16 protein-coding genes are annotated in these 23,532 nt (G+C 61.3%); 10 read left to right on the top strand and 6 right to left on the bottom strand.

All coding sequences use genetic code 11. The annotated features are described in order from the left end of the window. Nucleotides 1–347: 347 nt before the first annotated feature. From ACMGGK_RS00515 to gntK, 4 genes are all read left to right on the top strand, one after another. The gene (locus ACMGGK_RS00515) at nucleotides 348–1,043 is read left to right on the top strand and encodes a pirin family protein (RefSeq protein WP_004930835.1); all 696 of its coding nucleotides are present in this window, start codon (nucleotides 348–350) and stop codon (nucleotides 1,041–1,043) included. Nucleotides 1,044–1,173: 130 nt separating this feature from the next. Beyond that, a complete protein-coding gene (gntR, locus tag ACMGGK_RS00520; protein WP_016930401.1) occupies nucleotides 1,174–2,169 on the top strand; it encodes a gluconate operon transcriptional repressor GntR in 996 nt (331 codons plus the stop codon). Between the two features lie 340 nt (nucleotides 2,170–2,509). Beyond that, nucleotides 2,510–3,826, top strand: a complete 1,317-nt coding sequence (gene gntT / locus ACMGGK_RS00525; protein ID WP_016930400.1) for a gluconate transporter — start codon at nucleotides 2,510–2,512, stop codon at nucleotides 3,824–3,826. 101 nt (nucleotides 3,827–3,927) lie between these two features. Continuing rightward, the gene (gene gntK / locus ACMGGK_RS00530; RefSeq protein WP_033639197.1) at nucleotides 3,928–4,455 is read left to right on the top strand and encodes a gluconokinase; all 528 of its coding nucleotides are present in this window, start codon (nucleotides 3,928–3,930) and stop codon (nucleotides 4,453–4,455) included. Between the two features lie 30 nt (nucleotides 4,456–4,485). Here gntK and ACMGGK_RS00535 read toward each other — a convergent pair whose 3' ends face one another. Further along, the gene (locus tag ACMGGK_RS00535; protein WP_025159894.1) at nucleotides 4,486–5,079 is read right to left on the bottom strand and encodes a YhgN family NAAT transporter; all 594 of its coding nucleotides are present in this window, start codon (nucleotides 5,077–5,079) and stop codon (nucleotides 4,486–4,488) included. Nucleotides 5,080–5,474: 395 nt separating this feature from the next. On the opposite strand from ACMGGK_RS00535, the gene asd reads away from it, so the two are divergent. The 6 genes from asd (at nucleotide 5,475) to glgP (ending at nucleotide 16,634) form a co-directional block, all read left to right on the top strand. Then, nucleotides 5,475–6,578 carry an aspartate-semialdehyde dehydrogenase gene (gene asd, locus ACMGGK_RS00540; protein ID WP_016930397.1) on the top strand — a complete coding sequence of 368 codons (1,104 nt, stop codon included), beginning with the start codon at nucleotides 5,475–5,477 and terminating at the stop codon, nucleotides 6,576–6,578. Between the two features lie 443 nt (nucleotides 6,579–7,021). Next, nucleotides 7,022–9,208 carry a 1,4-alpha-glucan branching enzyme gene (glgB, locus tag ACMGGK_RS00545; RefSeq protein WP_151254282.1) on the top strand — a complete coding sequence of 729 codons (2,187 nt, stop codon included), beginning with the start codon at nucleotides 7,022–7,024 and terminating at the stop codon, nucleotides 9,206–9,208. After that, nucleotides 9,205–11,187, top strand: a complete 1,983-nt coding sequence (glgX, locus tag ACMGGK_RS00550) for a glycogen debranching protein GlgX (protein WP_164053191.1) — start codon at nucleotides 9,205–9,207, stop codon at nucleotides 11,185–11,187. The genes glgB and glgX overlap by 4 nt, the downstream gene beginning before the upstream one ends. Before the next feature lie 15 nt (nucleotides 11,188–11,202). Beyond that, complete coding sequence (gene glgC / locus ACMGGK_RS00555; protein ID WP_016930394.1) at nucleotides 11,203–12,480, top strand: glucose-1-phosphate adenylyltransferase; 1,278 nt, start codon at nucleotides 11,203–11,205, stop codon at nucleotides 12,478–12,480. Nucleotides 12,481–12,614: 134 nt separating this feature from the next. Further along, nucleotides 12,615–14,045, top strand: coding sequence for a glycogen synthase GlgA (gene glgA / locus ACMGGK_RS00560; protein WP_004930807.1), 1,431 nt, complete (start codon nucleotides 12,615–12,617; stop codon nucleotides 14,043–14,045). A gap of 141 nt (nucleotides 14,046–14,186) precedes the next feature. Then, entirely contained in the window at nucleotides 14,187–16,634 is a 2,448-nt protein-coding gene (glgP, locus tag ACMGGK_RS00565) for a glycogen phosphorylase (protein ID WP_004930804.1), read from the top strand. A 59-nt stretch (nucleotides 16,635–16,693) separates the two neighbouring features. Here glgP and glpD read toward each other — a convergent pair whose 3' ends face one another. The 5 genes from glpD to malT all read right to left on the bottom strand — a co-directional run bounded on the left by glpD (nucleotide 16,694) and on the right by malT (nucleotide 23,390). Continuing rightward, nucleotides 16,694–18,202 carry a glycerol-3-phosphate dehydrogenase gene (gene glpD, locus ACMGGK_RS00570; RefSeq protein ID WP_420276610.1) on the bottom strand — a complete coding sequence of 503 codons (1,509 nt, stop codon included), beginning with the start codon at nucleotides 18,200–18,202 and terminating at the stop codon, nucleotides 16,694–16,696. 247 nt (nucleotides 18,203–18,449) lie between these two features. Next, complete coding sequence (locus tag ACMGGK_RS00575) at nucleotides 18,450–19,208, bottom strand: DeoR/GlpR family transcriptional regulator (RefSeq protein ID WP_004930797.1); 759 nt, start codon at nucleotides 19,206–19,208, stop codon at nucleotides 18,450–18,452. 50 nt (nucleotides 19,209–19,258) lie between these two features. Continuing rightward, nucleotides 19,259–20,095 carry a rhomboid family intramembrane serine protease GlpG gene (gene glpG / locus ACMGGK_RS00580; protein WP_016930391.1) on the bottom strand — a complete coding sequence of 279 codons (837 nt, stop codon included), beginning with the start codon at nucleotides 20,093–20,095 and terminating at the stop codon, nucleotides 19,259–19,261. Between the two features lie 171 nt (nucleotides 20,096–20,266). Continuing rightward, a complete protein-coding gene (glpE, locus tag ACMGGK_RS00585; RefSeq protein ID WP_004930790.1) occupies nucleotides 20,267–20,593 on the bottom strand; it encodes a thiosulfate sulfurtransferase GlpE in 327 nt (108 codons plus the stop codon). 82 nt (nucleotides 20,594–20,675) lie between these two features. Continuing rightward, nucleotides 20,676–23,390 (bottom strand): HTH-type transcriptional regulator MalT, encoded by a 2,715-nt coding sequence (gene malT, locus ACMGGK_RS00590; RefSeq protein WP_420276611.1) that lies wholly within the window; start codon nucleotides 23,388–23,390, stop codon nucleotides 20,676–20,678. Nucleotides 23,391–23,532 lie beyond the last annotated feature (142 nt).

Raw genomic sequence — 23,532 nt, forward strand, 5'->3', positions numbered from 1 at the left:
TATCCGTTTACTGCCTTGAGTCAATATTATTTCAACGGGTCAAAAAAAACGCTTTACAGGTGCGAATGATAATGATTATTATTGCGATGCGTTCCGGGGAGGGCATCAACCCTTGATACTCTCGCTGCGAAGGCACGACATTGCTCACATTGCTTCCAGTGTTTACTTAGCCAGCTCGGGTGCTGGCTTTTTTTTTGCCCTTTTTCAGCCGGTTCCGCTTTCAACAAATCCGCTGCCCATTCGCTGTTTCATTCCATCGAAATTTTTGAACAGAGGCATGAGTTTTTTACGCTTTCTTATTCTGCTGGCAGGACTAGACTGTAAAAAAACATTGAGGAGAGTTGAAAATGATTTATGTACGTAAAGCGGAAGACCGCGGCCACGCCAATCATGGCTGGCTGGATAGCTGGCACACCTTCTCATTTGCCGATTATTACGATCCGAACTTTATGGGGTTCTCGGCGCTGCGAGTGATCAACGAAGATGTGATCGACGCAGGGCAGGGTTTCGGTACTCACCCGCATAAAGACATGGAAATCCTGACCTACGTGCTGAGCGGCACGGTGGAACACCAGGACAGCATGGGCAACAAGGAGCAGATCCAGGCCGGCGAATTCCAGATCATGAGCGCGGGCACCGGGGTGCGTCACTCCGAGTACAATGCCAATCAGGATCGCCCGTTGCACCTGTACCAGATTTGGATCATTCCGGATCAGGTCGGGCTGGAGCCGCGCTACGAGCAGCGCATGTTTGATGCGCCGCAGGGCCGTCAGCTGGTGCTGTCGCCGGATGCGCGCGACGGTTCGCTGAAGGTGTTCCAGGATATGACGCTGTCGCGTTGGGCGCTGAATAAAGGCGAGCAGGGGGAATGCCCGATCGCCGCCGGCCGCCGCGTTTGGATCCAGGTGGTGCGCGGCAAGGTCTCGGTCAACGGCCAGACCGCCGGCATCAGTGACGCGTTCGCGGTGTGGGATGAATCGGCGCTGACCATTCAAGCCGACGAAGAGAGCGAAATCCTGCTATTCGATCTGCCGCCGGTGTGATTAAGCGGTAAATTTCAAGGGCTCACGGCGTGAGCCCTTTTTGCGTTGGCCGTCGCATAACCGACAATATCGGCCCGCCGTTTTTTTTGCTAAAATGGCTGCCCATTCACGGTTAGTCAGTTCATTGATAATGAAGAAAAAACGGCCGGTACTCCAGGATGTGGCGGACAAGGTGGGCGTGACCAAGATGACGGTGAGCCGTTATCTGCGCAATCCCGACCAGGTTTCTGCCGCCCTGCAGCAAAAAATCGCCGTCGCGCTGGATGAGCTGGGCTACATCCCCAACCGCGCGCCGGACATCCTCTCCAACGCCACCAGCCGGGCGATTGGCGTGCTGTTGCCGTCGCTGACCAACCAGGTGTTCGCCGAAGTGCTGCGCGGCATCGAAAGCGTCACCGACGCGCACAACTACCAGACCATGCTGGCGCACTATGGTTACCTGCCGGAGCGTGAAGAAGAGCGTCTGACTTCGCTGCTTTCTTACAATATCGACGGCCTGATCCTGTCCGAGCGCCACCATACGCCGCGCACCCTGAAGATGATCGAGGTGGCGGGCATTCCGGTGGTGGAACTGATGGACTGCGTCTCGCCGTGCATCGATCTGGCGGTGGGCTTCAACAACTTCGAGGCGGCGCGCCAGATGACCCAGCAGATCATCGCGCACGGCCACCGTCACGTAGTCTATTTCGGCGCTCGCCAGGATGAGCGTACTATTATCAAGCAGCAGGGGTATGAGCAGGCGATGCGTGAATCCGGCCTGGAGCCGTACAGCATCATGACCGCGCGTTCTTCCTCTTATTCCGCCGGCGGGGAGCTGTTGCGCCAGGCGCAGCGTGACTATCCGCAGATCGACAGTATCTTCTGCACCAACGATGACCTGGCGATCGGCGCGGCCTTCGAATGCCAGCGGCAGGGGCTGTCGATCCCGCAGGAGATGGCGATCGCTGGCTTCCACGGCCATGACATCGGCCAGGTGATGGTGCCGAAGCTGGCCAGCGTGCTGACGCCGCGTGAACGCATGGGGCAGATCGGCGCCGAGCGCTTGCTGGCCCGGCTGCGCGGCGAAACGGTGTGCCCGCGCATGGTGGACGTCGGTTTCACCGTGATCCCCGGCGGCAGTATCTGAGCCATTTTAACGTTCTGTTTTAACACCCTTTCTTTTTGCAGCGCGCCCTGAGGCGCGCTGGTTATCCCGCCTGTAAGCCCGCAGCTCGTTGCCGACATAAGTTTGATCTCTGTCCCAGAACGCGAATTTTAGCCGGTTACCCGGTTCCGGCGCACTCGTTGTTACCGGTATCATGATACCGGTAACAACGAGTGCGCGGTCATCTTGCTGCAAGACTGAACCTCTGACTCAACAACACCTACAGCTCTTCTTAAACACCGGGAAAGAGCCTAAAAATAAAACAACCGCACGCTTTACGCCTATCGTAAAGAGAGTCGCGATAAAAGGTTGGAGAAAAACTATGCCATTAGTGATTGTTGCAGGCGGCGTAGCGCTGCTGCTGCTGCTGATGATCCGCTTCAAGCTGAACGGCTTTATCTCTCTGGTTCTGGTTGCCCTGGCGGTCGGGATTGCACAGGGTATGCCGGTCGATAAGGTCATCGGCTCCATCAAGGCCGGCGTGGGCGGCACGCTGGGCAGCCTGGCGCTGATCATGGGCTTCGGCGCCATGCTCGGCAAGCTGCTGGCGGACTGCGGCGGCGCACAGCGCATCGCCACCACGCTGATCGACAAGTTCGGCAGAAAACACATTCAATGGGCGGTGGTGCTGACCGGTTTCACCGTCGGCTTCGCGCTGTTCTACGAAGTGGGCTTCGTGCTGCTGCTGCCGCTGGTGTTCACCATCGCCGCCTCCGCGCGCATTCCGCTGCTTTACGTCGGCGTGCCGATGGCCGCCGCGCTGTCGGTGACTCACGGCTTCCTGCCGCCGCACCCAGGCCCGACCGCCATCGCTACCATCTTCCATGCTGACATGGGTAAAACCCTGCTGTACGGCACGCTGCTGGCGATCCCGACGGTGATCCTGGCCGGCCCGGTCTATGCCCGCTTCCTGAAAGGCATTGACAAGCCGGTGCCGGAAGGCCTGTACAACCCGAAAACATTTACCGACGCGGAGATGCCGAGCTTTGGCGTCAGCGTTGCCACGTCGCTGGTGCCGGTGATCCTGATGGCGCTGCGCGCGGTCGCTGAAATGGTGCTGCCGAAGGGCCACAGCCTGCTGCGCTTCGCCGAGTTCTTCGGCGACCCGGTGATGGCGACCCTGATCGCCGTGCTGATCGCCATCTTCACCTTCGGCCTGAACCGCGGGCGCACCATGGATGAAGTGATGGGCACCATCACTGACTCGATTAAAATCATCGCCATGATGCTGTTGATCATCGGCGGCGGCGGCGCCTTCAAGCAGGTGCTGGTGGACAGCGGCGTCGAACAGTACATCGCCGGCCTGATGGAAGGCAGCAACGTTTCGCCGATCCTGATGGCCTGGTCAATCGCCGCCGCGCTGCGTCTGGCGCTGGGTTCCGCCACCGTGGCGGCGATCACCGCCGGCGGCATCGTCGCGCCGCTGATCGCCACCACCGGCGTCAGCCCTGAGCTGATGGTGATTGCGGTCGGTTCCGGCAGCGTCATCTTCTCGCACGTCAACGATCCGGGCTTCTGGCTGTTCAAGGAGTACTTCAACCTGAGCATCATGGAAACCATCAAATCCTGGTCGGTGTTGGAAACCATTATCTCGGTGTGTGGCCTGGTGGGCTGTCTGCTGCTGGCGACGGTCGTATAATCTTTATCCGGCGCCCTGCGGGGCGTCGGCGTTCCAGAGTATCTTTATCAGTTGGGGCGCATTTGGCGCGCTCGCGCCAGTTCCCATAAGGGCATGACACAATGAGTAATCCGCAGAATCACGTATTTGTTTTGATGGGCGTTTCCGGCAGCGGCAAATCCGCCGTGGCCAGCGCCGTCGCCCACGAGGCCAACGCCGCCATGCTGGATGGTGACTACCTGCACCCGCGCGCCAACATCATCAAAATGTCCTCCGGGCATGCGTTGGACGACAACGATCGCGCTCCGTGGCTGGCGGCCCTGAACGACGCCATCTTCGCCATGCAGCGCACCAACGACGTGTCGCTGCTGGTGTGCTCGGCGCTGAAGAAAAGCTATCGCGATCGCCTGCGCGACGGCAATCTCAACCTGCATTTCCTCTACCTGAAAGGCGACCAGTCGGTGATCGAGGAGCGTCTGAAACAACGCAAGGGCCACTTCTTCAAGCCGCAGATGTTGATTTCCCAGTTCGCCACGCTGGAAGAGCCGGGCGAGCAGGAACCGGATGTGCAAGCGATCGACATCAACCAGCCGTTGGACGGCGTGGTCGCCGATACGCTCGCCCATATTCGCCGCGTTACCGCCCGCTAAGCGCGGACCGTTGTCGGCGCCGCCAGGCGCCTACAGCTTCATGTAAGCCCGCACGCCATCCAGGAACATCTGGGTCGACAGCATCACCAGAATCAGCCCCATCAACCGCTCCAGCGCGCTGACGCCTTTGCTGCCCAGCAGGCGCAGGAACAGGTTCGACATCAGCAAAATGGCCGCAGAGAGACCCCAGGCGATCAGCAGCGCCGCCACCAGATGGGGCAACTGATGCGGGTATTGGTGCGATAGCAGCATCAATGCAGCCAGAATCGACGGCCCGGCCACCAGCGGGATCGCCAGCGGCACCAGGAACGGCTCCTCGCCGGCGGACAGCCCGGAGCTATTTCCCTCCTGCGAGGGAAAGATCATCTTGATGGCGATCAGAAACAGGATGATGCCGCCGGAAATGGAGACGGTTTCGGTGCGCAGGTTGAGGAACGCCAGAATTTTCTCGCCGGCGAACAGAAAGATCAGCATCAGCAGCAGGGCGATCAGCAGCTCGCGAATCAACACCACGCGGCGGCGGCGCGGTTCCAGGTGCTTGAGCACCGACATGAAAATCGGCAGGTTGCCCAGCGGATCCATAATTAAAAACAGCAATACCGTAGCGGAAATCATCTCTGTCATGGTGACCTCGTGATCGGGAAAACGCCTCGGCCTTTCCGGCCGCGTCCTTGCCTATCCCCTATGGATTTCAAATTGCAGCTAGGCGCCCAGCGATCGCATCCCCAGGAGCTTACTCAAGTAAGTGACTGGGGTATGACAAATCTGCCGGGAGCAGATTTGAACGCTGCTCGCAGCGGCCCCTTGGGGCGTGGCCCACGGATGGGCCACGTAACTACGTGCAGATAACAACGCTGCAGTTTGAAAGACGACGGGTATATAAGAAGGATTGCTGAGAAATCCTCAGCCATCGAATAAATTCACTTTGCGCCCGCGCCGACATTTTGTAAGGTGAGGAGATATTGCACACAACTCGTTATCACCTACATAAGCCCTTATCCGGGCGGGATACAGATATTATGAAAAACGTTGGTTTCATCGGTTGGCGCGGAATGGTCGGCTCGGTTCTCATGCAACGCATGACGGAAGAGCGCGATTTCGACGCCATTCGCCCGGTCTTTTTCTCCACCTCGCAGCACGGTTCCGCCGCGCCGGCCTTCGGCGGCCAGCAGGGCACGCTGCAGGATGCGTATGACATCGACGCGCTGAGCGCGCTCGATATCATTATTACCTGTCAGGGCGGCGATTATACCAACGAAGTTTATCCTAAGCTGCGCGCCAGCGGTTGGCAGGGTTACTGGATCGACGCGGCCTCGTCGCTGCGCATGCAGGACGACGCCATCATCATCCTGGATCCGGTCAACCACGCGGTGATCCAGCAGGGCCTGGACAAAGGCATCAAAACCTTCGTCGGCGGCAACTGCACCGTCAGCCTGATGCTGATGTCGCTCGGCGGCCTGTTCGCCAACGATCTGGTGGAGTGGGCGTCGGTCGCCACCTACCAGGCGGCCTCCGGCGGCGGCGCGCGCCACATGCGCGAACTGCTGACCCAAATGGGCATGCTGCATGCCGACGTGGCGAAAGAGCTGCAGGATCCGGCTTCCGCCATCCTGGATATCGAGCGCAAGGTGACCGAAGCCACGCGCAGCGGCAAACTGCCGACCGATAACTTCGGCGTCCCGCTGGCCGGCAGCCTGATCCCGTGGATCGACAAGCAGCTCGACAACGGCCAGAGCCGTGAAGAGTGGAAGGGTCAGGCGGAAACCAACAAGATTCTGAATACCGGCAGCGTGATCCCGGTCGACGGTCTGTGCGTGCGCGTCGGCGCGCTGCGCTGCCACAGCCAGGCGTTCACGCTGAAGCTGAAAAAAGACGTGTCGCTGCCGGAAATCGAGCAGATGCTGGCGACGCACAACGACTGGGTGCGCGTGATCCCGAACGACCGCGAACTGACCATGCGCGAACTGACGCCGGCGGCGGTGACCGGTACGCTGAATACGCCGGTCGGCCGTCTGCGCAAGCTGAATATGGGGCCGGAGTACCTGTCGGCGTTCACCGTGGGCGACCAACTGCTGTGGGGCGCGGCCGAGCCGCTGCGCCGCATGCTGCGCATCCTGCTGTAAACCCGCACTTCCAGGGGGCTGGCTGCTTTCAGCCCCCTAATGCCTTATTTTCCGCTTTTTTGTTCGCCGCGCACCGCGTCGGGCAGCGTCATCGCCAGCCTCGTTTCAATGGGCGGGATCCCGCCTATCTCCTCGTCAGCCGCCGCATGCAAACGCCGCCAGGCTGGCAGTTTTCTTAATGAAGAATTTTCCTGAGCAATGCTGAGCAGTTTTTAACAGACATTGGCTATGCTTAACGCATGGGTGGACAATTTTTCACCATGACTGAAATATTTCAAAAAATAAGCATAAAGAGCGAAATTCAGGTCGGCAGAGTAAAGATTGGTCAATAACCGACCGCAATCACGCTTTAGAGTCCGAATGCATTGCATGATGACCAAAACGGCCAAGGAATAATCAACAAGCCGTGCTTAGATCATGCTGTTAATCTAAGGAAGAAGACTATGCCTGTACTTCCCGATCGTGACGTGATTGATCAGATCATCTCCGGCCATTACGCCGATCCCTTCGCTCTGCTTGGCATGCATGCGACCGATAACGGTCTGCAGGTGCGCGCGCTGCTGCCGGACGCCGGCGCAGTCTGGTTGGTGGAACAGCAAACCGGCCGGCGGCTGGTGCAGCTGAACTGCGACGATCCGCGCGGTTTCTTCAGCGCGGTGGTGCCGCGGCGCAAAAATCCTTTCCGCTATCAGCTGCAGGTCAGCTGGCGCGATCATCAACAGATCGTCGACGATCCTTATCGGTTCGGCCCGCTGCTGCAGGATATCGACAGTTGGCTATTGGCTGAGGGTACGCATTTGCGCCCCTATGAACGGCTGGGCGCCCACCTCGTCACACTGGATGGCATCGACGGCGTCAGCTTTGCGGTCTGGGCGCCCAACGCCCAGCGTGTTTCGGTGGTGGGGGAATTCAACTTCTGGGACGGCCGCCGCCACCCGATGCGTCTGCGGCGTGAAAACGGCATCTGGGAGCTGTTCTTGCCCGGCGTGCAGGCCGGCCAGCTGTACAAATATGAAATCGTCGATTGCTACGGCAATACTCAGTTGAAAGCCGATCCTTACGCCTTCGAGGCGCAGATGCGCCCGGATACCGCCTCGCTGGTGGCGCCGCTGCCGGAGGTGGTGCCGTCGACGCCGGCGCGCCGCCGCGCCAACGATTTTGACCAGCCGATCGCCATCTATGAGGTGCATCTCGGCTCATGGCGCCGCCACACTGACAACCACTTCTGGCTCAGCTACGGCGAGCTGGCTGTGCAGCTGATCGACTATGTGAAGGACATGGGATTCACCCATATCGAGCTGCTGCCGCTCAACGAGCACCCGTTCGACGGCAGCTGGGGCTATCAGCCGCTGGGGCTGTATGCGCCGACCCGGCGCTTCGGCACGCCGGCCGACTTCAGGGCGTTTGTGGCGGCGGCGCATGAGGCGGGCATCAACGTGATCCTCGACTGGGTGCCGGGGCACTTCCCGAGCGACGCCTACGGCCTGGCGAATTTCGACGGCACTGCGCTGTACGAGTACGCCGATCCGCGCGAGGGCTACCATCAGGACTGGAATACGCTGATCTACAACTACGGTCGTCACGAGGTACGCAACTACCTGGCGGGCAACGCGCTGTATTGGCTGGAGCGTTTCGGCATCGACGCGCTGCGGGTCGATGCGGTGGCGTCGATGATCTATCGCGATTACAGCCGCGCCGACGGCGAGTGGGTGCCGAATTACTACGGCGGCAACGAGAATCTGGAGGCCATCGCCTTCCTGCGTTATACCAACCAGACTATCGGCCAGGCGCAGCCGGGCGCGGTGACGCTGGCGGAGGAATCCACCGACTATCCCGGCGTCACCCTGCCGCCGGACGCCAACGGCCTTGGGTTCCACTACAAATGGAACCTCGGCTGGATGCACGACACGCTCAATTACATGAAGTGCGATCCGGTGCACCGCAAGTATCACCACAACCAGATGACCTTCGGCATGCTGTACGCCTATACCGAGAACTTCGTGTTGCCTATCTCGCACGATGAAGTGGTGCACGGCAAAAAATCGGTCCTCGACCGTATGCCGGGCGACGCCTGGCAGAAATTCGCCAACCTGCGCGCCTATTACGGCTTTATGTGGGCGCATCCGGGCAAAAAGCTGCTGTTTATGGGCTGCGAGTTCGCGCAAGGGCGCGAGTGGAATTTCGATACCAGTCTTGACTGGCATTTACTGGAAGGGCTGGATAACTGGCATAACGGCGTGCAGCGGCTGGTGCGCGATCTGAACCACTGCTACCGCCAGCAGGCGCCGCTGTACGAGCGCGACTACCGCCCGGACGGCTTCGAATGGCTGGTGGTCGACGATCACGACAACTCGGTGTTCGCCTTCGCGCGCTACGATTCGCAGGGCAATGAGTTGATCGCCATCAGCAACTTTACCCCGGTGCCGCGCTACCGCTACCGCATCGGCCTCTCGCGCGCCGGTGACTACCGCGAGATCCTCAATACCGATTCGCACCACTATCACGGCAGCAATGCCGGCAATCAGGGGCGGGTTTCTTCCGAAGCGGTCGGCAGCCACGGCCGCGACTTCTCCATCTGCGTAACGTTGCCGCCGCTGGCGACCATTTATCTGCTGCGGGAGGCGCCATGACGGAGCTGACAGCCGGCCTCGCCGCGCCGCTGGGCGCGCAGTACGACGGCGAAGGCATCAACTTTACCCTGTACTCGGCGCATGCCGAGCGGGTGGAGTTGTGCCTGTTCGACGGCCAGCAGCGCGAAGTGCGCCTGCCGCTGCCGGCGCGCAGCGGCGATATCTGGCATGGCTATTTGCCGGGCGGCAAGCCGGGACAACGTTACGGTTACCGGGTCTACGGCCCGTTTGATCCGGCGAATGGGCAGCGCTTCAACCCCAACAAACTGGCGCTCGATCCGGCCGCGCGCGCGGTGGAAGGGCCGGTGGCGGATCACCCGCACCTCCACGGCGGTTACGAGCAGCCGGACCCGCACGACAGCGCGGAGCTGATGCCGAAGTGCGTGGTGGTGGACGAACGGTACGACTGGCAGGACGATCGCCCGCCCGCCACGCCCTGGGGGCAGACGGTGATTTACGAAGCGCACGTGCGCGGTCTGACGCTGCTGCACCCGCAGATCCCGCCGGCGCTGCGCGGCAGCTTCGCCGCATTGGGGCACCCGGCGATGATCGCCCACTTCAAACGCCTCGGTATCACCGCGCTGGAACTGTTGCCGGTGCAGCAACATACCTCCGAACCGCGCCTGCAGCGGTTGGGGCTGATCAACTATTGGGGCTATAACGTGCTGGCGCCCTATGCGCCGGACAACCGCTACGCCAGCCTGAGCATCGATGCCACGCCGCTGAACGAATTTCGCGATGCGGTCAAGGCGCTGCACCAAGCTGGCATCGAGGTGATCCTCGACGTGGTGTTTAACCACAGCGCCGAGCTGGATATGGACGGGCCGATGCTGTCGCTGAGCGGCATCGATAACCTGAGCTACTACTGGCTGACGCCCGAAGGGGACTATGTCAACGATACCGGCTGCGGCAACACGCTGCGGTTGGATCAGCCGCAGGGCGTGGCCTGGGTGATGGATTGCCTGCATTTTTGGGTGCGGGAGTGCCACGTCGACGGCTTCCGCTTCGATCTGGGCAGCGTGCTCGGCCGCACGCCGGGGTTCGATCGCGATGCGCCGCTGTTCCAGGCGATGCTGGCGGACGATCTGCTGTCGCGCTGCAAGCTGATCGCCGAGCCCTGGGACATTGGCCCCGGCGGTTATCAGGTGGGGGCGTTCCCCGGCCGCTTCGCCGAATGGAACGACCATTACCGCGACGACATGCGCCGTTTCTGGCTGCAGAGCGGCGTGTCGCTCGGCCAGTTCGCCCGGCGTTTTGCCGCCTCCAGCGATCTGTACAACCAGCGCGGGCGGGCGCCTTACGCCACCGTCAACATGCTGACCGCCCATGACGGGTTTACCCTGCAGGACGTGGTCAGCTTCAACGAGAAACACAATCAGCCGAACGGCGAGGGCAACCGCGACGGCAGCGATCGCAATTTCAGTAACAACCACGGCGTCGAAGGCCTGGTCGCCGACGACGCCATTGTGCAACGCCGCAGGGCCAGCCAGCGGGCGATGCTCGCCACGCTGTTGCTGTCCCAGGGCACGCCGATGCTGCTGGCCGGCGATGAACAGGGACACAGCCAGCAGGGGAACAACAATGCCTATTGTCAGGACAACGCCACCACCTGGCTCGATTGGGCCACGGCGGACGATGCGCTGACCGATTACGTCGCGGCGCTGATCGCGCTGCGCCGCCAGATCCCCGCACTGCAGCAGGACCGCTGGTGGCAGCAGGACGATGGCAGCGTGCAGTGGCTGAACGCGCAAGGCCAGCCGCTCGACGCGCAGCAGTGGGAGCGGGGCGAGCCGCTCATGCAGATCCTGCTGTCGCAGCGCTGGCTGCTGCTGGTCAACGCCACGCCGCAAACGACGGAGATGAGATTGCCGGAAGGCGATTGGCAGGTTGTCGCTCCCTTCACTCAGGAAGACTCACGGGCGGTATTGCCCGCCTGGCACCAGGCCGCGCGCTCGCTTTGCGTACTGGTACGGAAATAATAAAAGGAGTCCGCTATGGTTAGGTTTGAAAATAAAGACCCCCTGATGTTGGCGCGCCAGTTGCCGATTAAATCCGTAGCGCTGATCCTGGCCGGCGGCCGCGGCTCACGTTTGAAAGATTTGACCTCCACCCGCGCCAAGCCCGCCGTCCACTTTGGCGGCAAATTCCGCATCATCGATTTCGCCTTGTCGAACTGCCTGAACTCCGGCATCCGCCGCATCGGCGTGATCACCCAATACCAGTCGCACACGCTGGTGCAGCACATTCAACGCGGCTGGTCGTTCCTCAACGAGGAAATGAACGAGTTCGTCGATCTGCTGCCGGCCCAGCAGCGCCTCAGCACCGAGCATTGGTACAAGGGCACCGCCGACGCGGTGTACCAGAACCTGGATATCATCCGCCGCTACGAGGCCGAATACGTGGTGATCCTGGCGGGCGATCACATCTACAAGATGGATTATTCACGCATGCTGATCGATCACGTCGAGAAGGGCGCTCAGTGCACCGTGGCCTGCCTGCCGGTGCCGCGCAGCGAAGCCGGCGAATTCGGCGTGATGAAGGTGGATGAAAGCGACCGTATCATCGAGTTTCTGGAAAAGCCCGCCGATCCGCCGGCGATGCCGGGCAACCCGGATATGTCGCTGGCCAGCATGGGCATCTATATTTTTAATGCCGCCTACCTGTTCCAGCTGCTGCAAGAGGATATGTCGACCCCTGGCTCCAGCCACGATTTCGGCAAGGATCTGATCCCGAAAATCACCGCGCAGCAGGCGGCGTGGGCGCATCCGTTTACCTTGTCCTGCGTGACGTCCAACCCCGATCTGCCGCCGTACTGGCGCGACGTGGGCACGCTGGACGCCTATTGGCGCGCCAATCTCGATCTGGCGTCGGTGACGCCGGAGCTAGACATGTACGACCGCGCCTGGCCGATCCGCACCCACATGGAACCGCTGCCGCCGGCCAAGTTTGTGCAGGATCGCTCCGGCAGCCACGGCATGACCATGAACTCGCTGGTGTCCGGCGGTTGCATCGTGTCCGGATCGGTGGTGGTGCATTCGGTGCTGTTCCCGCGCGTGCGAGTGAACTCGTTCTGCACCATCGACTCTACCGTATTGTTGCCGGACGTGAACGTCGGCCGTTCCTGCCGCCTGCGGCGCTGCATCATCGACCGCGCCTGCCACATTCCGGAGGGCATGGTGATCGGGGAAAACGCCGATGAGGACAGCAAGCGTTTCTATCGCTCGGAAGGCGGCATCGTGCTGGTGACGCGCGAAATGTTGTCAAAATTGTGAGTTAACGTGGGGGCAGAACGATAGCCTGCCGCCCGATGAACGGTTCGATGGCTTGCGCAACGCGGCACACATAACAGCGGCAAGCCTGCTTTATTTCTTATCCAGAGGCCTTCGGCCGACTTTCAGGAGTGATAATGCAGGTCTTACACGTATGTTCTGAAATGTTCCCCCTGCTGAAAACGGGCGGACTCGCAGACGTGGTTGGCGCGCTGCCGGCGGCGCAAATCGCCGAAGGCGCCGATGTTCGGGTACTATTGCCCGCTTTCCCTGACGTACGCAACGGCATACCCGACACCGTGCTGGTGGCGGAGATAGACTCGTTCGCCGGCCGGGTCGGCCTGCGTTACGGCACCTACCATGGCGTGGGCATTTACCTGATCGACGCGCCCTGGCTGTATGACCGGCCGGGCAGCCCGTACCACGATCAGTCCATGTACGCCTACCCCGACAACCACCGGCGCTTTGCGCTGCTGGGCTGGATGGCCTGCGAGCTGGCCAAGGGGCTGGATCGCTACTGGCGTCCGCAGCTGGTGCACGCCCACGACTGGCACGCCGGTCTTAGCTGCGCCTATCTGGCCGCCAACGGCCACCCGGCCCGTTCGGTGTTCACGGTGCATAACCTGGCCTATCAAGGGCTGTTTTCCGCCCATCACGTGACCGAACTGTGGCTGCCGGCGTCGTTTTACAACGTCTATGGCCTGGAGTTCTACGGCCAGATGTCGTTCCTCAAGGCCGGGCTGTTTTATGCCGACCACGTGACCGCCGTCAGCCCGACCTATGCGCGCGAGATCACCCGGCCGGAGTTCGGCTACGGCATGGAGGGGCTGCTGCAGGAGCGGCAGCGGCAGGGCAGGCTGAGCGGCATCCTCAACGGGGTGGACGACAAGATTTGGGATCCGGCCCACGACCCGCGGCTAAGCGCCCGCTATGACGCCGACGATCTGAAAAGCAAGGTCAAAAACAAGCTGCATCTGCAAAAGGCCATGGGGCTGAAGGTGGACGAATCGCTGCCGGTGTTCGCGGTGGTGAGCCGATTGACCAGCCAAAAAGGCCTGGATCTGGTGCTGCAGGCGTTGCCTGAACTGCTGGCGCAGGGCGGGCAGCTGGCGCTGCTGGGCGCCGGCGATGCGGTGCTGCAACAGGCGTTTCTGGCCGCCGCCGCCGACTACCCTGAACAGGTCGGCGTGCAGATCGGTTATCACGAATCCTTCTCCCACCGCATCATCGGCGGCGCCGACGTTATTCTGGTGCCGAGCCGCTTCGAGCCCTGCGGTCTGACGCAGCTCTACGGTCTGAAGTACGGCACGCTGCCGCTGGTGCGCCGCACCGGCGGGCTGGCGGACACGGTGGTGGACTGCGCGCTGGAGAACCTGGCCGACGGCACCGCCAGCGGATTCGTGTTCGACGATTGCGACGCCGTCGCGCTGGGCAACGCCATCCGCCGCGCCATGGTGCTGTGGAGCCGGCCGAAACACTGGCGCCACGTTCAGCGCCACGCCATGAGCGTGGACTTCGGCTGGCCGGTGGCGGCGAAAGAGTATTTATCGCTTTATCAACGCTTGTAGCCCGCGTTTCGCGTCTCGGGTTGACGCGCGGCGGGCAGCCGTAAGGGTAGATTGTCGGGGCGCGGCGTGCCGCGTCCATGTTCAGCGGAGCCCGCTATTCCGCGGCGAATGGCGGGGCTCCCCACAAGGGATTAAAAAGCCATGACTTCACCGTTTAGTTACACCTCACCTACGGTCAGTGTGGAAGCGCTGAAACACTCCATCGCCTATAAGCTGATGTTTATCGTCGGCAAGGATCCGGCCATCGCCAACCGGCACGATTGGCTGAACGCCGTGCTGTTCGCGGTGCGCGATCGCATGGTGGAGCGCTGGCTGCGTTCCAACCGCGCCCAGCTGTCTCAAGACGTGCGGCAGGTGTATTACCTGTCGATGGAGTTCCTGATCGGCCGCACCCTGTCAAACGCGCTGCTGTCGATGGGCATCTATCAGGACATCGACAACGCGCTGAACGAGATGGGGCTGAACCTGGCGGAGCTGCTGGAGGAAGAAAACGACCCCGGGCTTGGTAACGGCGGCCTGGGCCGGCTGGCGGCCTGTTTCCTCGACTCGCTGGCGACGCTGGCGCTGCCGGGGCGCGGCTACGGCATTCGCTATGAATACGGCATGTTCAAGCAGAACATCGTCAACGGCCAACAGATGGAGTCGCCGGACTACTGGCTGGAGTACGGCAATCCGTGGGAGTTTCCGCGCCATAACACCCGCTACAAGGTGCGCTTCGGCGGCCGCGTGCAGCAGGAGGGGGCCAAGGCGCGCTGGCTGGAGACCGAAGAGGTCGTGGCCATCGCCTACGATCAGGTGATCCCCGGTTTTGACACCGACGCCACCAATACGCTGCGGTTGTGGGGCGCGCAGGCCAGTAATGAGATCAACCTCGGCAAGTTCAACCAGGGCGATTACTTCGCGGCGGTGGAAGACAAAAACCACTCGGAGAACGTGTCGCGCGTGCTCTATCCGGACGATTCGACCTCCTCCGGGCGCGAGCTGCGGCTGCGGCAGGAGTATTTCCTGGTGTCGGCCACGGTGCAGGATATTCTCAACCGCCATTGGTTGATGCACAAAACCTTCGACAACCTGGCGGACAAGATCGCCATTCACCTCAACGACACCCACCCGGTATTGTCGATCCCCGAGCTGATGCACCGGCTGATCGACGAGCACAAATTCAAGTGGCTCGACGCCTGGGAAGTGGTGGAGCAGGTGTTCTCTTACACCAACCACACGCTGATGAGCGAGGCGCTGGAGACCTGGCCGCTGGACATGATAGGCCGCATCTTGCCGCGCCATCTGCAGCTGATTTTCGAAATCAACGATCACTTCCTCAAGATGGTGCAGGAAGTGGCGCCGGACGACAACGACCTGCTGGCGCGGGTCTCGATCATCGACGAAACCAACGGCCGCCGGGTGCGCATGGCGTGGCTGGCGGTGGTGGCCAGCCACAAGGTCAACGGCGTTTCCGCCCTGCATTCCGAACTGATGGTGCAGTCGCTGTTCGCCGACTTCGCCCGGCTGTTCCCGACTCGTTTCTGCAACAAAACCAACGGGGTGACGCCGCGCCGTTGGCTGGCGCTGGCCAACCCGCCGCTGGCGGCGGTGCTGGACGACTGCATCGGCCAAACCTGGCGCACCGATCTCAGCCAACTGAGCGAGATCAAAGCCAACGTCGATTACCCGAGCTTCCTGCAGGCGGTGCAGCGCGCCAAACGGCAGAACAAGGAGCGGCTGGCGCTGTATATCGCCAAAACGCTCAACGTGGTAGTCAACCCGGATGCGTTGTTCGATGTGCAAATCAAGCGTATCCACGAGTACAAACGGCAACTGCTCAACGTGCTGCACGTCATCACGCTGTATAACCGTTTGCTGGCTGACCCTGACATCGAGCGCGTGCCGCGGGTGGTGATCTTCGCCGGCAAGGCGGCCTCTGCCTACTATGCAGCCAAGCAGATCATCCGTCTGATCAACGACGTGGCCAAAGTGATCAACAACGATCCGCGCGTGCATACCCAACTGAAGGTGGTGTTCATTCCGAACTACGGCGTCAGCCTGGCGCAGATCATTATCCCGGCGGCGGATCTGTCGGAACAGATCTCGCTGGCGGGCACCGAGGCCTCGGGCACCAGCAACATGAAGTTCGCGCTGAACGGCGCGCTGACCATCGGCACGCTGGACGGCGCCAACGTCGAGATGCGCGAGCACGTGGGGGAGGAGAATATCTTTATTTTCGGCAATACCGCCGAGCAGGTTGAGGAACTGCGCCGCAACGGTTACAACCCGCGCCAGTACTATGAGCAAGACCCGGAGCTGCATCAGGCGCTGACGCAGATCGCCACCGGGGTGTTCAGCCCGGAAGAGCCGAAACGCTATGGCAATTTGTTCGACTCGCTGGTCAACCTCGGCGATCACTATCAGCTGTTGGCGGATTACCGCAGCTATGTGGACACGCAGGACAAGGTGGACGAGGTGTATCTCAATCAGGACGAGTGGACGCGGCGCGCGGTGCTGAATATCGCCAATATGGGCTACTTCTCATCCGATCGCACCATTCAGGAATACGCGGATGAAATTTGGCACATTAAGCCGGTGAAGCTGTAAAGCGGGAGAGGAAAAAAGCAAAGGGCCGGATAACCGGCCCTTTGTCGTTACGCTGCAGCTCAGGAAGCCAGAGACAGCGCTTTCGTTTTCGCGTGTTCCGCCAGCCAGGCTTTCACTCGCGCCTGCTGCGCCTCGTCCAGCCACATGCCCAGCTTGGTGCGGCGCCAGATGGCGTCGTCCAGCTCTACGACCCACTCTTTCTCGGTCAGGTAACGCAGCTCGGCTTCATACAGACCGTGGCCGAAATCTTCGCCCAGATCGGCGAGGCCGTTGGCGCCGGCCAGGATCAGCTCGCTCTGGCTGCCGTAGGTGCGGGCATAGCGGCGCGCCAGGGCTTCCGGCAGCCAGCCGTGCGCACGGCGCAGTTTGGCCGCGTAGCCATCGCGATCGCCGTCGATGTCACCGCCCGGCAGCGTGGCGTTTTTGGTCCACGCCGGGCCGCAGCCTGGGTAGTAGTGGGCCAGTTTTTCCATCGCATGTTCGGCCAGCTTGCGGTAGGTGGTCAGCTTGCCGCCGAAGACCGACAGCAGCGGCGCTTTGCCCTGCTCATCGTGCACGTCCAGCGTGTAATCGCGGGTGATCGCCTGCGGTGAATCGGATTCGTCGTCGCACAGCGGACGCACGCCGGAGTAAGTCCAGACGATGTCGTCGCGGCCCAGCTGCTTCTTGAAGTGATCGTTGTACACTTTCAGCAGATAAGCGATTTCGTTCTCGTCGATCTTCACGTCTTTCGGATCGCCTTTGTACTCCACGTCGGTGGTGCCGATGATGGAGAACTCGTCATTCCACGGGATCACGAACACGATGCGGTGGTCTTCGTTCTGCAGAATGTAAGACTGCGGCTGATCGTGCACGCGCGGCACCACGATGTGGCTGCCTTTGATCAGGCGGATGCCGTAAGGCGATTTGAGCTTCAGGCCGTCGTCGAAGAAGTTTTTCACCCACGGGCCGGTGGCGTTCACCAGGCCTTTGGCGCGCCAGGTGAAGGTTTTGCCGCTGTCGATATCGACCGCTTCCACCATCCACAGGCCGTTTTCACGCCATGCGCGGGTCACTTTGGTGCGGGTGCGCACTTCGCCGCCGCGTTTTTCCACTTCCTGCGCGTTCAGCACCACCAGGCGAGCATCGTCGACCCAGCAGTCGGAATATTCGAAACCGCGCTTCAATTCGGGCTTTAGCACCGACTCTGGTCCAAAGCGCAAACCCTTGCTGCCCGGCAGGCTGGTGCGTTTGCCCAGGTGATCGTACAGGAACAGGCCGATACGGATCATCCAGGCCGGACGCAGGTGCGGCTGGTGCGGCAGGCGGAAACGCATCGGGTACGCGATGTGCGGCGCCAGCTTCAGCAGCACTTCACGTTCGGCCAGCGCTTCGCTCACCAGACGGAATTCGTAGTGTTCCAGGTAGCGCAGGCCACCGTGGATCAGTTTGGAACTGGCGGAAGACGTAGCACAGGCCAAGTCTTGCGCTTCCAGTAGCAGTACCGACAGCCCGCGCCCGGCAGCATCCGCCGCGATGCCGGCACCGTTGATGCCGCCACCGATAACGATCAAGTCTTTGGTTTCCACGTCATCTTCCTCCAGATGTTCGAAATAGCTCTTTCATGTTCGTTTTCGCTCATGATTGTAATCAAAAACCAACAGGCAAGCCAAGAGTTAACCAAACAAAAACATTTAGGCGTGATAGAGGTAACAGTTTGGTGATGATAGTCACACAAGCAGTATGGATATGGCGCGGGCGCGCAAACGGCTGTCGATGAGGGGAGCCTGAAGGTATGAAACGGGACGGCGGCGCGCCCCGCAGGTTAAGGCCGAATCAGCACAACTCCAGCTGCACGTCGTACTGTTCGATGATTTTCATCACGCTCGGCGGCGGCAGTTGGTCGGTAAACAGGTAGTCGATCAGGTTCATGTTGCCCAGGTTGACCATGGCGTTGCGGCCGAATTTGGAATGGTCGGTGACCAGCATCACGCAGCGGGAATTTTCGATAATCGCGCGTTTGGTGCGCACTTCGTGATAGTCGAATTCGAGCAGCGAGCCGTCCATATCGATGCCGCTGATGCCGAGAATGCCGTAATCGAGACGGAATTGGGAGATGAAGTCCAGGGTGGCTTCGCCCATGATGCCGCCGTCGCGTGTGCGCACTTCGCCGCCGGCCAGGATCAGGCGGAAGTCTTCCTTGGCGGTCAACAGGGTGGCGACGTTAAGGTTGTTGGTGACCACGCGCAGGTTCTTGTGGTTCATCAGCGCATGGGCCACCGCTTCCGGCGTGGTGCCGATATCGATGAACAGCGTGGCGCCGTCCGGGATCTGGCTGGCGACGCGCTGCGCGATGCGGGCCTTCTCTTCCGACCACATCACCTTGCGATCGTTATAGGCAGCGTTGACCGAGCTGGAAGGCAGCGCCGCGCCGCCGTGGTGACGCTGGATCTTGTTCTGGTCGGCCAGGTCATTCAAATCGCGGCGAATCGTTTGCGGGCTGACGTCAAAATGTTCGACCAGCTCTTCCGTGCTGACGTAACCCTGCAGGCGCACCAGCTCGATAATTGCGTCATGACGCTGTGTTTGCTTCACGATAATCCCCTAAAACGCCCGCTATGCCCGCTGGACATAGCTCTCGGCTGTTATTGTTCGTTGTGTGCGCGATGACGCGTATCCCAAAATGCCATCAATAACCCTAACACTAAACCGGCTACGTGTGCCGCGTTGGCGATCGACATTCCTAAAATATCGAAATATCCGGCCACCAGCCACAACACCGAGAACACCATCAGGCCGCGCGGCAGCATCAGGCCGCGCTCCGGCGCCCGTTCGCCCGACAGCCACACATAGCCCATCAGCGCATAGACCACGCCCGACAGCCCGCCAAACAGCGCGCCGCTGAACAGCGATTGCGCCCAGCCGCTGAAGAAGGCCGACACCACCGCCAGCACGAACAGCTTGCCGGCGCCGAGGCGTTTTTCCATCTGGCCGCCGAGATACCACCACCACATCAGGTTAAACAGGATATGCAGCAGGGAGAAATGCAGGAACGCATGGCTGATCCAGCGCCACAGCTGGGTGTATTGGCTGCTGTCCTGCGGCCAGGAGAGCCAATACATCACGGTATCGTCGCCGAGCGCCTGCATCAGAATATAGACCGCGATGCACAGCACCATCACGCCGAGCGTCAGCGGACCGGCCTTGCTGCGCAGGGTGTGCAGGTAGGATTCGCTCTGATAATGCAGGCCGGCGTCGGTATGGCCGGTCTGCCAGCTGGCGGCCTGATAACGGCGGTTGAGCGGATCGGCCAGAAACTGCTGCAGCTCGTGTTGCACCTGCTCGAGGTGACCGTCGTCGGCCAGCCAGATTTCCGCCGCCTCGCCGCTGTTGCGCAGCTCAAGCCGGATGCCCTGGGTCGCCATATAGTCGACAAAGGCCAGCGCCAGGCGCGGGTTGGATATGGCGATTACTCTAACCATTGCTCTTCCGTCGTAAGTGAATGATTTTGGCCGCGGCTTGCTCGCCGGCGACCCTGACGGCCGATTATAACGTCGAAATCCTGAGCGCTGGCAAACGGATCTGCGAAAAACCCGCGAAAACGCGCATAAAAATGAAGGGGAAGCCCGCCGACGCGCGGCGGGCGGCGGGGATCAGGCAGAGGTTTCCACGTCTTGCGGATACTGGCGGGCCCAGGCCTCGAAACCGCCGTCGATGCTGTAGACCGCGTCGAACCCCTGGTGCAGCAGGTACTGCGCCGCGCTGCGGCTGCTGTTGCCGTGGTAGCACATCACCATCACCGGCCGCTCGAAGTCGTTTTGCTGCATAAAGGCCGACAGGGTGGCGTTGGTGAGGTGAAAGGCGCCCGGCGTATGCCCGGCTTCAAAACTTTGCGGATCGCGGATGTCGACCAGGGCGGCGCTGCCCTCTTTCCAGCGGGTGTACGCCTGCTCAACGTTGATCGCTTCGAACTGTTCCATACTGCTGACTGCCTCGTAATAGGGGGACGCCGCTATTGTAACCAACTCTGCGGCGTTTAAGACCAGAGGGACATCAGGGTTTTTACGCGCCGTAGCCCATCATCTTCAGCAGTTGCTGCGCCTGCTGCACCGCCTCCTGGCGATGGGCCACGCCCAGTTTCTGATACAGGTTGCGGATGTGCGTCTTGATGGTGGTGGCCGCCACGTCCAGCTCGCCGGCGATCTGGTCGTTGCTGTAACCGGAATAGATCAGCCCCAGCACCTGCCATTCGCGTTGGGTGAGCGGGCTGGTGCGGATCAGTTCCGGCACCTGCGGGTGGGTCAGCAGCTTATCGACGAAGTTCTCGTCGAAATGCGCGAACTTGTGCCGATGATGCTGGTTGATGTCGCGCAGGATACGCTGGGCGCGATGCTGCTCCAGCTCCGGCAGCGTGTTGAGCTGGATCAGCTGACGCAGCTGTTGCGCCATCGCTTCGCCTTCGATGACGAAGTGGCTGATAAAGCCGGTGCGGTTAGCCAGCGACAGCGCTTCGATCAGCGCCTGCTGCGCTTCGCCCTTGCGCTCCAGCAGCCAGTAGAGCTGGTTGCTGAGCAGCAGGTTGCGGTTGAGATCGCTCACCAGCCGCAGGCGACGAGCGTTTTCGTTCAGTTCATCCAGCACCACGCCGGCCTCTTCATACTGGCCGAGCAGGATTTGCACCCGCGCGATGTTGCGCCATTGGCCCTGCGTGAAGTGGTTGTCCGCCATGCCGGGTTTTTCGGTGTGGCGCAGCCACTGGGCGGCGGCGGCGGTGTCGCCGGTCATCTGCCAGTGGATCACCCGCGACTTGTCGGTGTTGGTCAGCCAGTCGCGATGATAGTGGGCGCCGTGCAGCAGGGTTTCGCAGCGCTGCAGATGGGTATTGGCGTTGTCCAGATCGCCGCGCGCCAGCGAGCATTTGGCCAGCATGGCGATGCACTGCAGCTGCTGCTGCGGTTGGTAGTTGGCCAGAATTTTCAGCCCGGCGCGCGCCGCGTCTTCCGCTTCGTCCAACCGTGACCATGACCACAGGATCTGGGCGCGGATGCGCAGCAGAAATTCGTGCATCGGCAGCTGTTCCAGGTGCTGCTCGCGGATCAGTTCGAACGCCTTATCCTGGGTTTCGTAAGCGGCCTGCAGGAAGCCTTGGGCGATAAGGATTTCGCTCTGCTGCAGCAGCGCCCAGAGCGCGTAATGGTTGGCCTGATGGCGACGCGCCATCTGCTCGGTTTGCTGCATCATCGGCAGCGCGCGCGCCAGTTCGCCCTTGCAGTGGTGCACTTCGCCGGTCACCGAGGTGGCGACGATGCGGCTGTAATAGCTCGACAGCGGCAGGAATTTCAACGCTTCGGTCGCCAGCCGCTCGGCTTCTTCCGGTTTGCCGGCGTTGATCGCCACCTGGGCGCGCAAGGCGTCAAACTCGGCGTGCAGCGTTTGGTCTATCTCGATTTTCTGTTCGCGCATGGTGCGCTCGGCGCGCTCCAGCAGGGTGTTGACCTCGCTGTAGCGGTGCTGGCTCTGCGCCAGCCAGGCCTGCAGCAGCGCCAGCTTGGGGTTTTGGATCAGGCGCTCATACGGCAGCGCGTTGAGGCACTCCTCCAGCAAGGCCAGTTCGCTGTGGTGGAACAGCGACCAGGCGTGTTGCAGCAGGATATCGCGCAGCATGCTGACGTCGCTGGCCGCCAGCGCGTGGTGAATGGCCTCCGCCGGATACCCCAGCGCCAGCCAGCCTTCGGCGGCGGCGCGGTGCAACCCCGGCAGCTCCAGCGCCAGTTCCCACTGGCAACGCTGGCGCAGGAAAGAGGCGAACAGCGGGTGGAAGTTGAACCATTCGCCGGTGTCGTCCATGCGGTGGATAAACAGCCCCTGGCGTTCCAGTTCCTCCAGCCGTTGCTGGCCGTTGTCTTCGCCGGTCAGCCGCACGATCAGCGCGTCGTTCATCGAGCGCAACACCGAACAGCGCAGCAGGAAGGCGCGCGCATCGCCATCGACGTGGTCCAGCACTTCGTCCACCAGATAGTCGGACAGGTGACTGGCGTTCAGCCCCGCCAGCCGCTTGGCCGACAGCTGAGCCGATGAGGCGGATTGGCGGGCCGACAGCGCGATCAGCTGCAGCGCGGTGGCCCAGCCTTCGACTTCGTCGCACAGGCGGCTGCTGTCCTGCTGTTCCATCGGCGCCGCCAGGCGGCAATCGAAGAACTGTTTGGCTTCCTGATGGGTGAACGCCAGCTGCTGCGTGCCCATTTCCAGCAGCTGATCGCGCACCCGCAGGTTGGCGATGCCGAGCGGCGGCAGAGTGCGCGAGAGCAGGATCAGCGTCAGGTTTTCCGGCTGATGGCGCAGGAAAAAGCGCATGGCTTCATGGATGGCGTCGTTGGTGATCAGGTGGTAGTCGTCGATCACCAGGTACAGCGGCTGATGCCAGTCGGCCAGCTCGATAAACAGTTGGGCGAACAGCGCCGCCAGGCTGGCGTACTGGTGTTTCTGGCTCAGCGCCTCGCTCTTGACGCAGCGGCCGCCGCTGGCCTGCTGCAGCGCGGCGATCAGGTAGCTGGCGAAGCGCTCCGGCTGGTTGTCGCTCTCATCCAGGGAATACCAGCCCAGATCGGCCTTGCCGGCCGCCCATTGGGCGATCAGCGTGGTTTTCCCGTATCCCGCCGGGCAATTGACCAGTGTCAGGCGATAGTTGCCCGCGCTGGCCAGTTTGGCCAGCAGGCGATCGCGGATCACGGTATTTTGCAGCCGTACCGGGCGGCTCAGTTTTGATGGGATCAGCATAGTATTCCAGGGTATAAATCGCGGTTCCCGCCGGGATTGGTGTGGCGCTAATTATTTTATGGTTCGTAATTAATAGCTCCCCCTAACTTCTGCCAACCCTAAACGTATTGCAACAAGCTTCCGCATCGGCTTGGAGTTAAGT

The sequence above is a fragment of the Serratia sp. BNK-33-b genome, assembly GCF_048684565.1.
GTDB classification, from domain to species: Bacteria; Pseudomonadota; Gammaproteobacteria; order Enterobacterales; family Enterobacteriaceae; genus Serratia; species Serratia marcescens.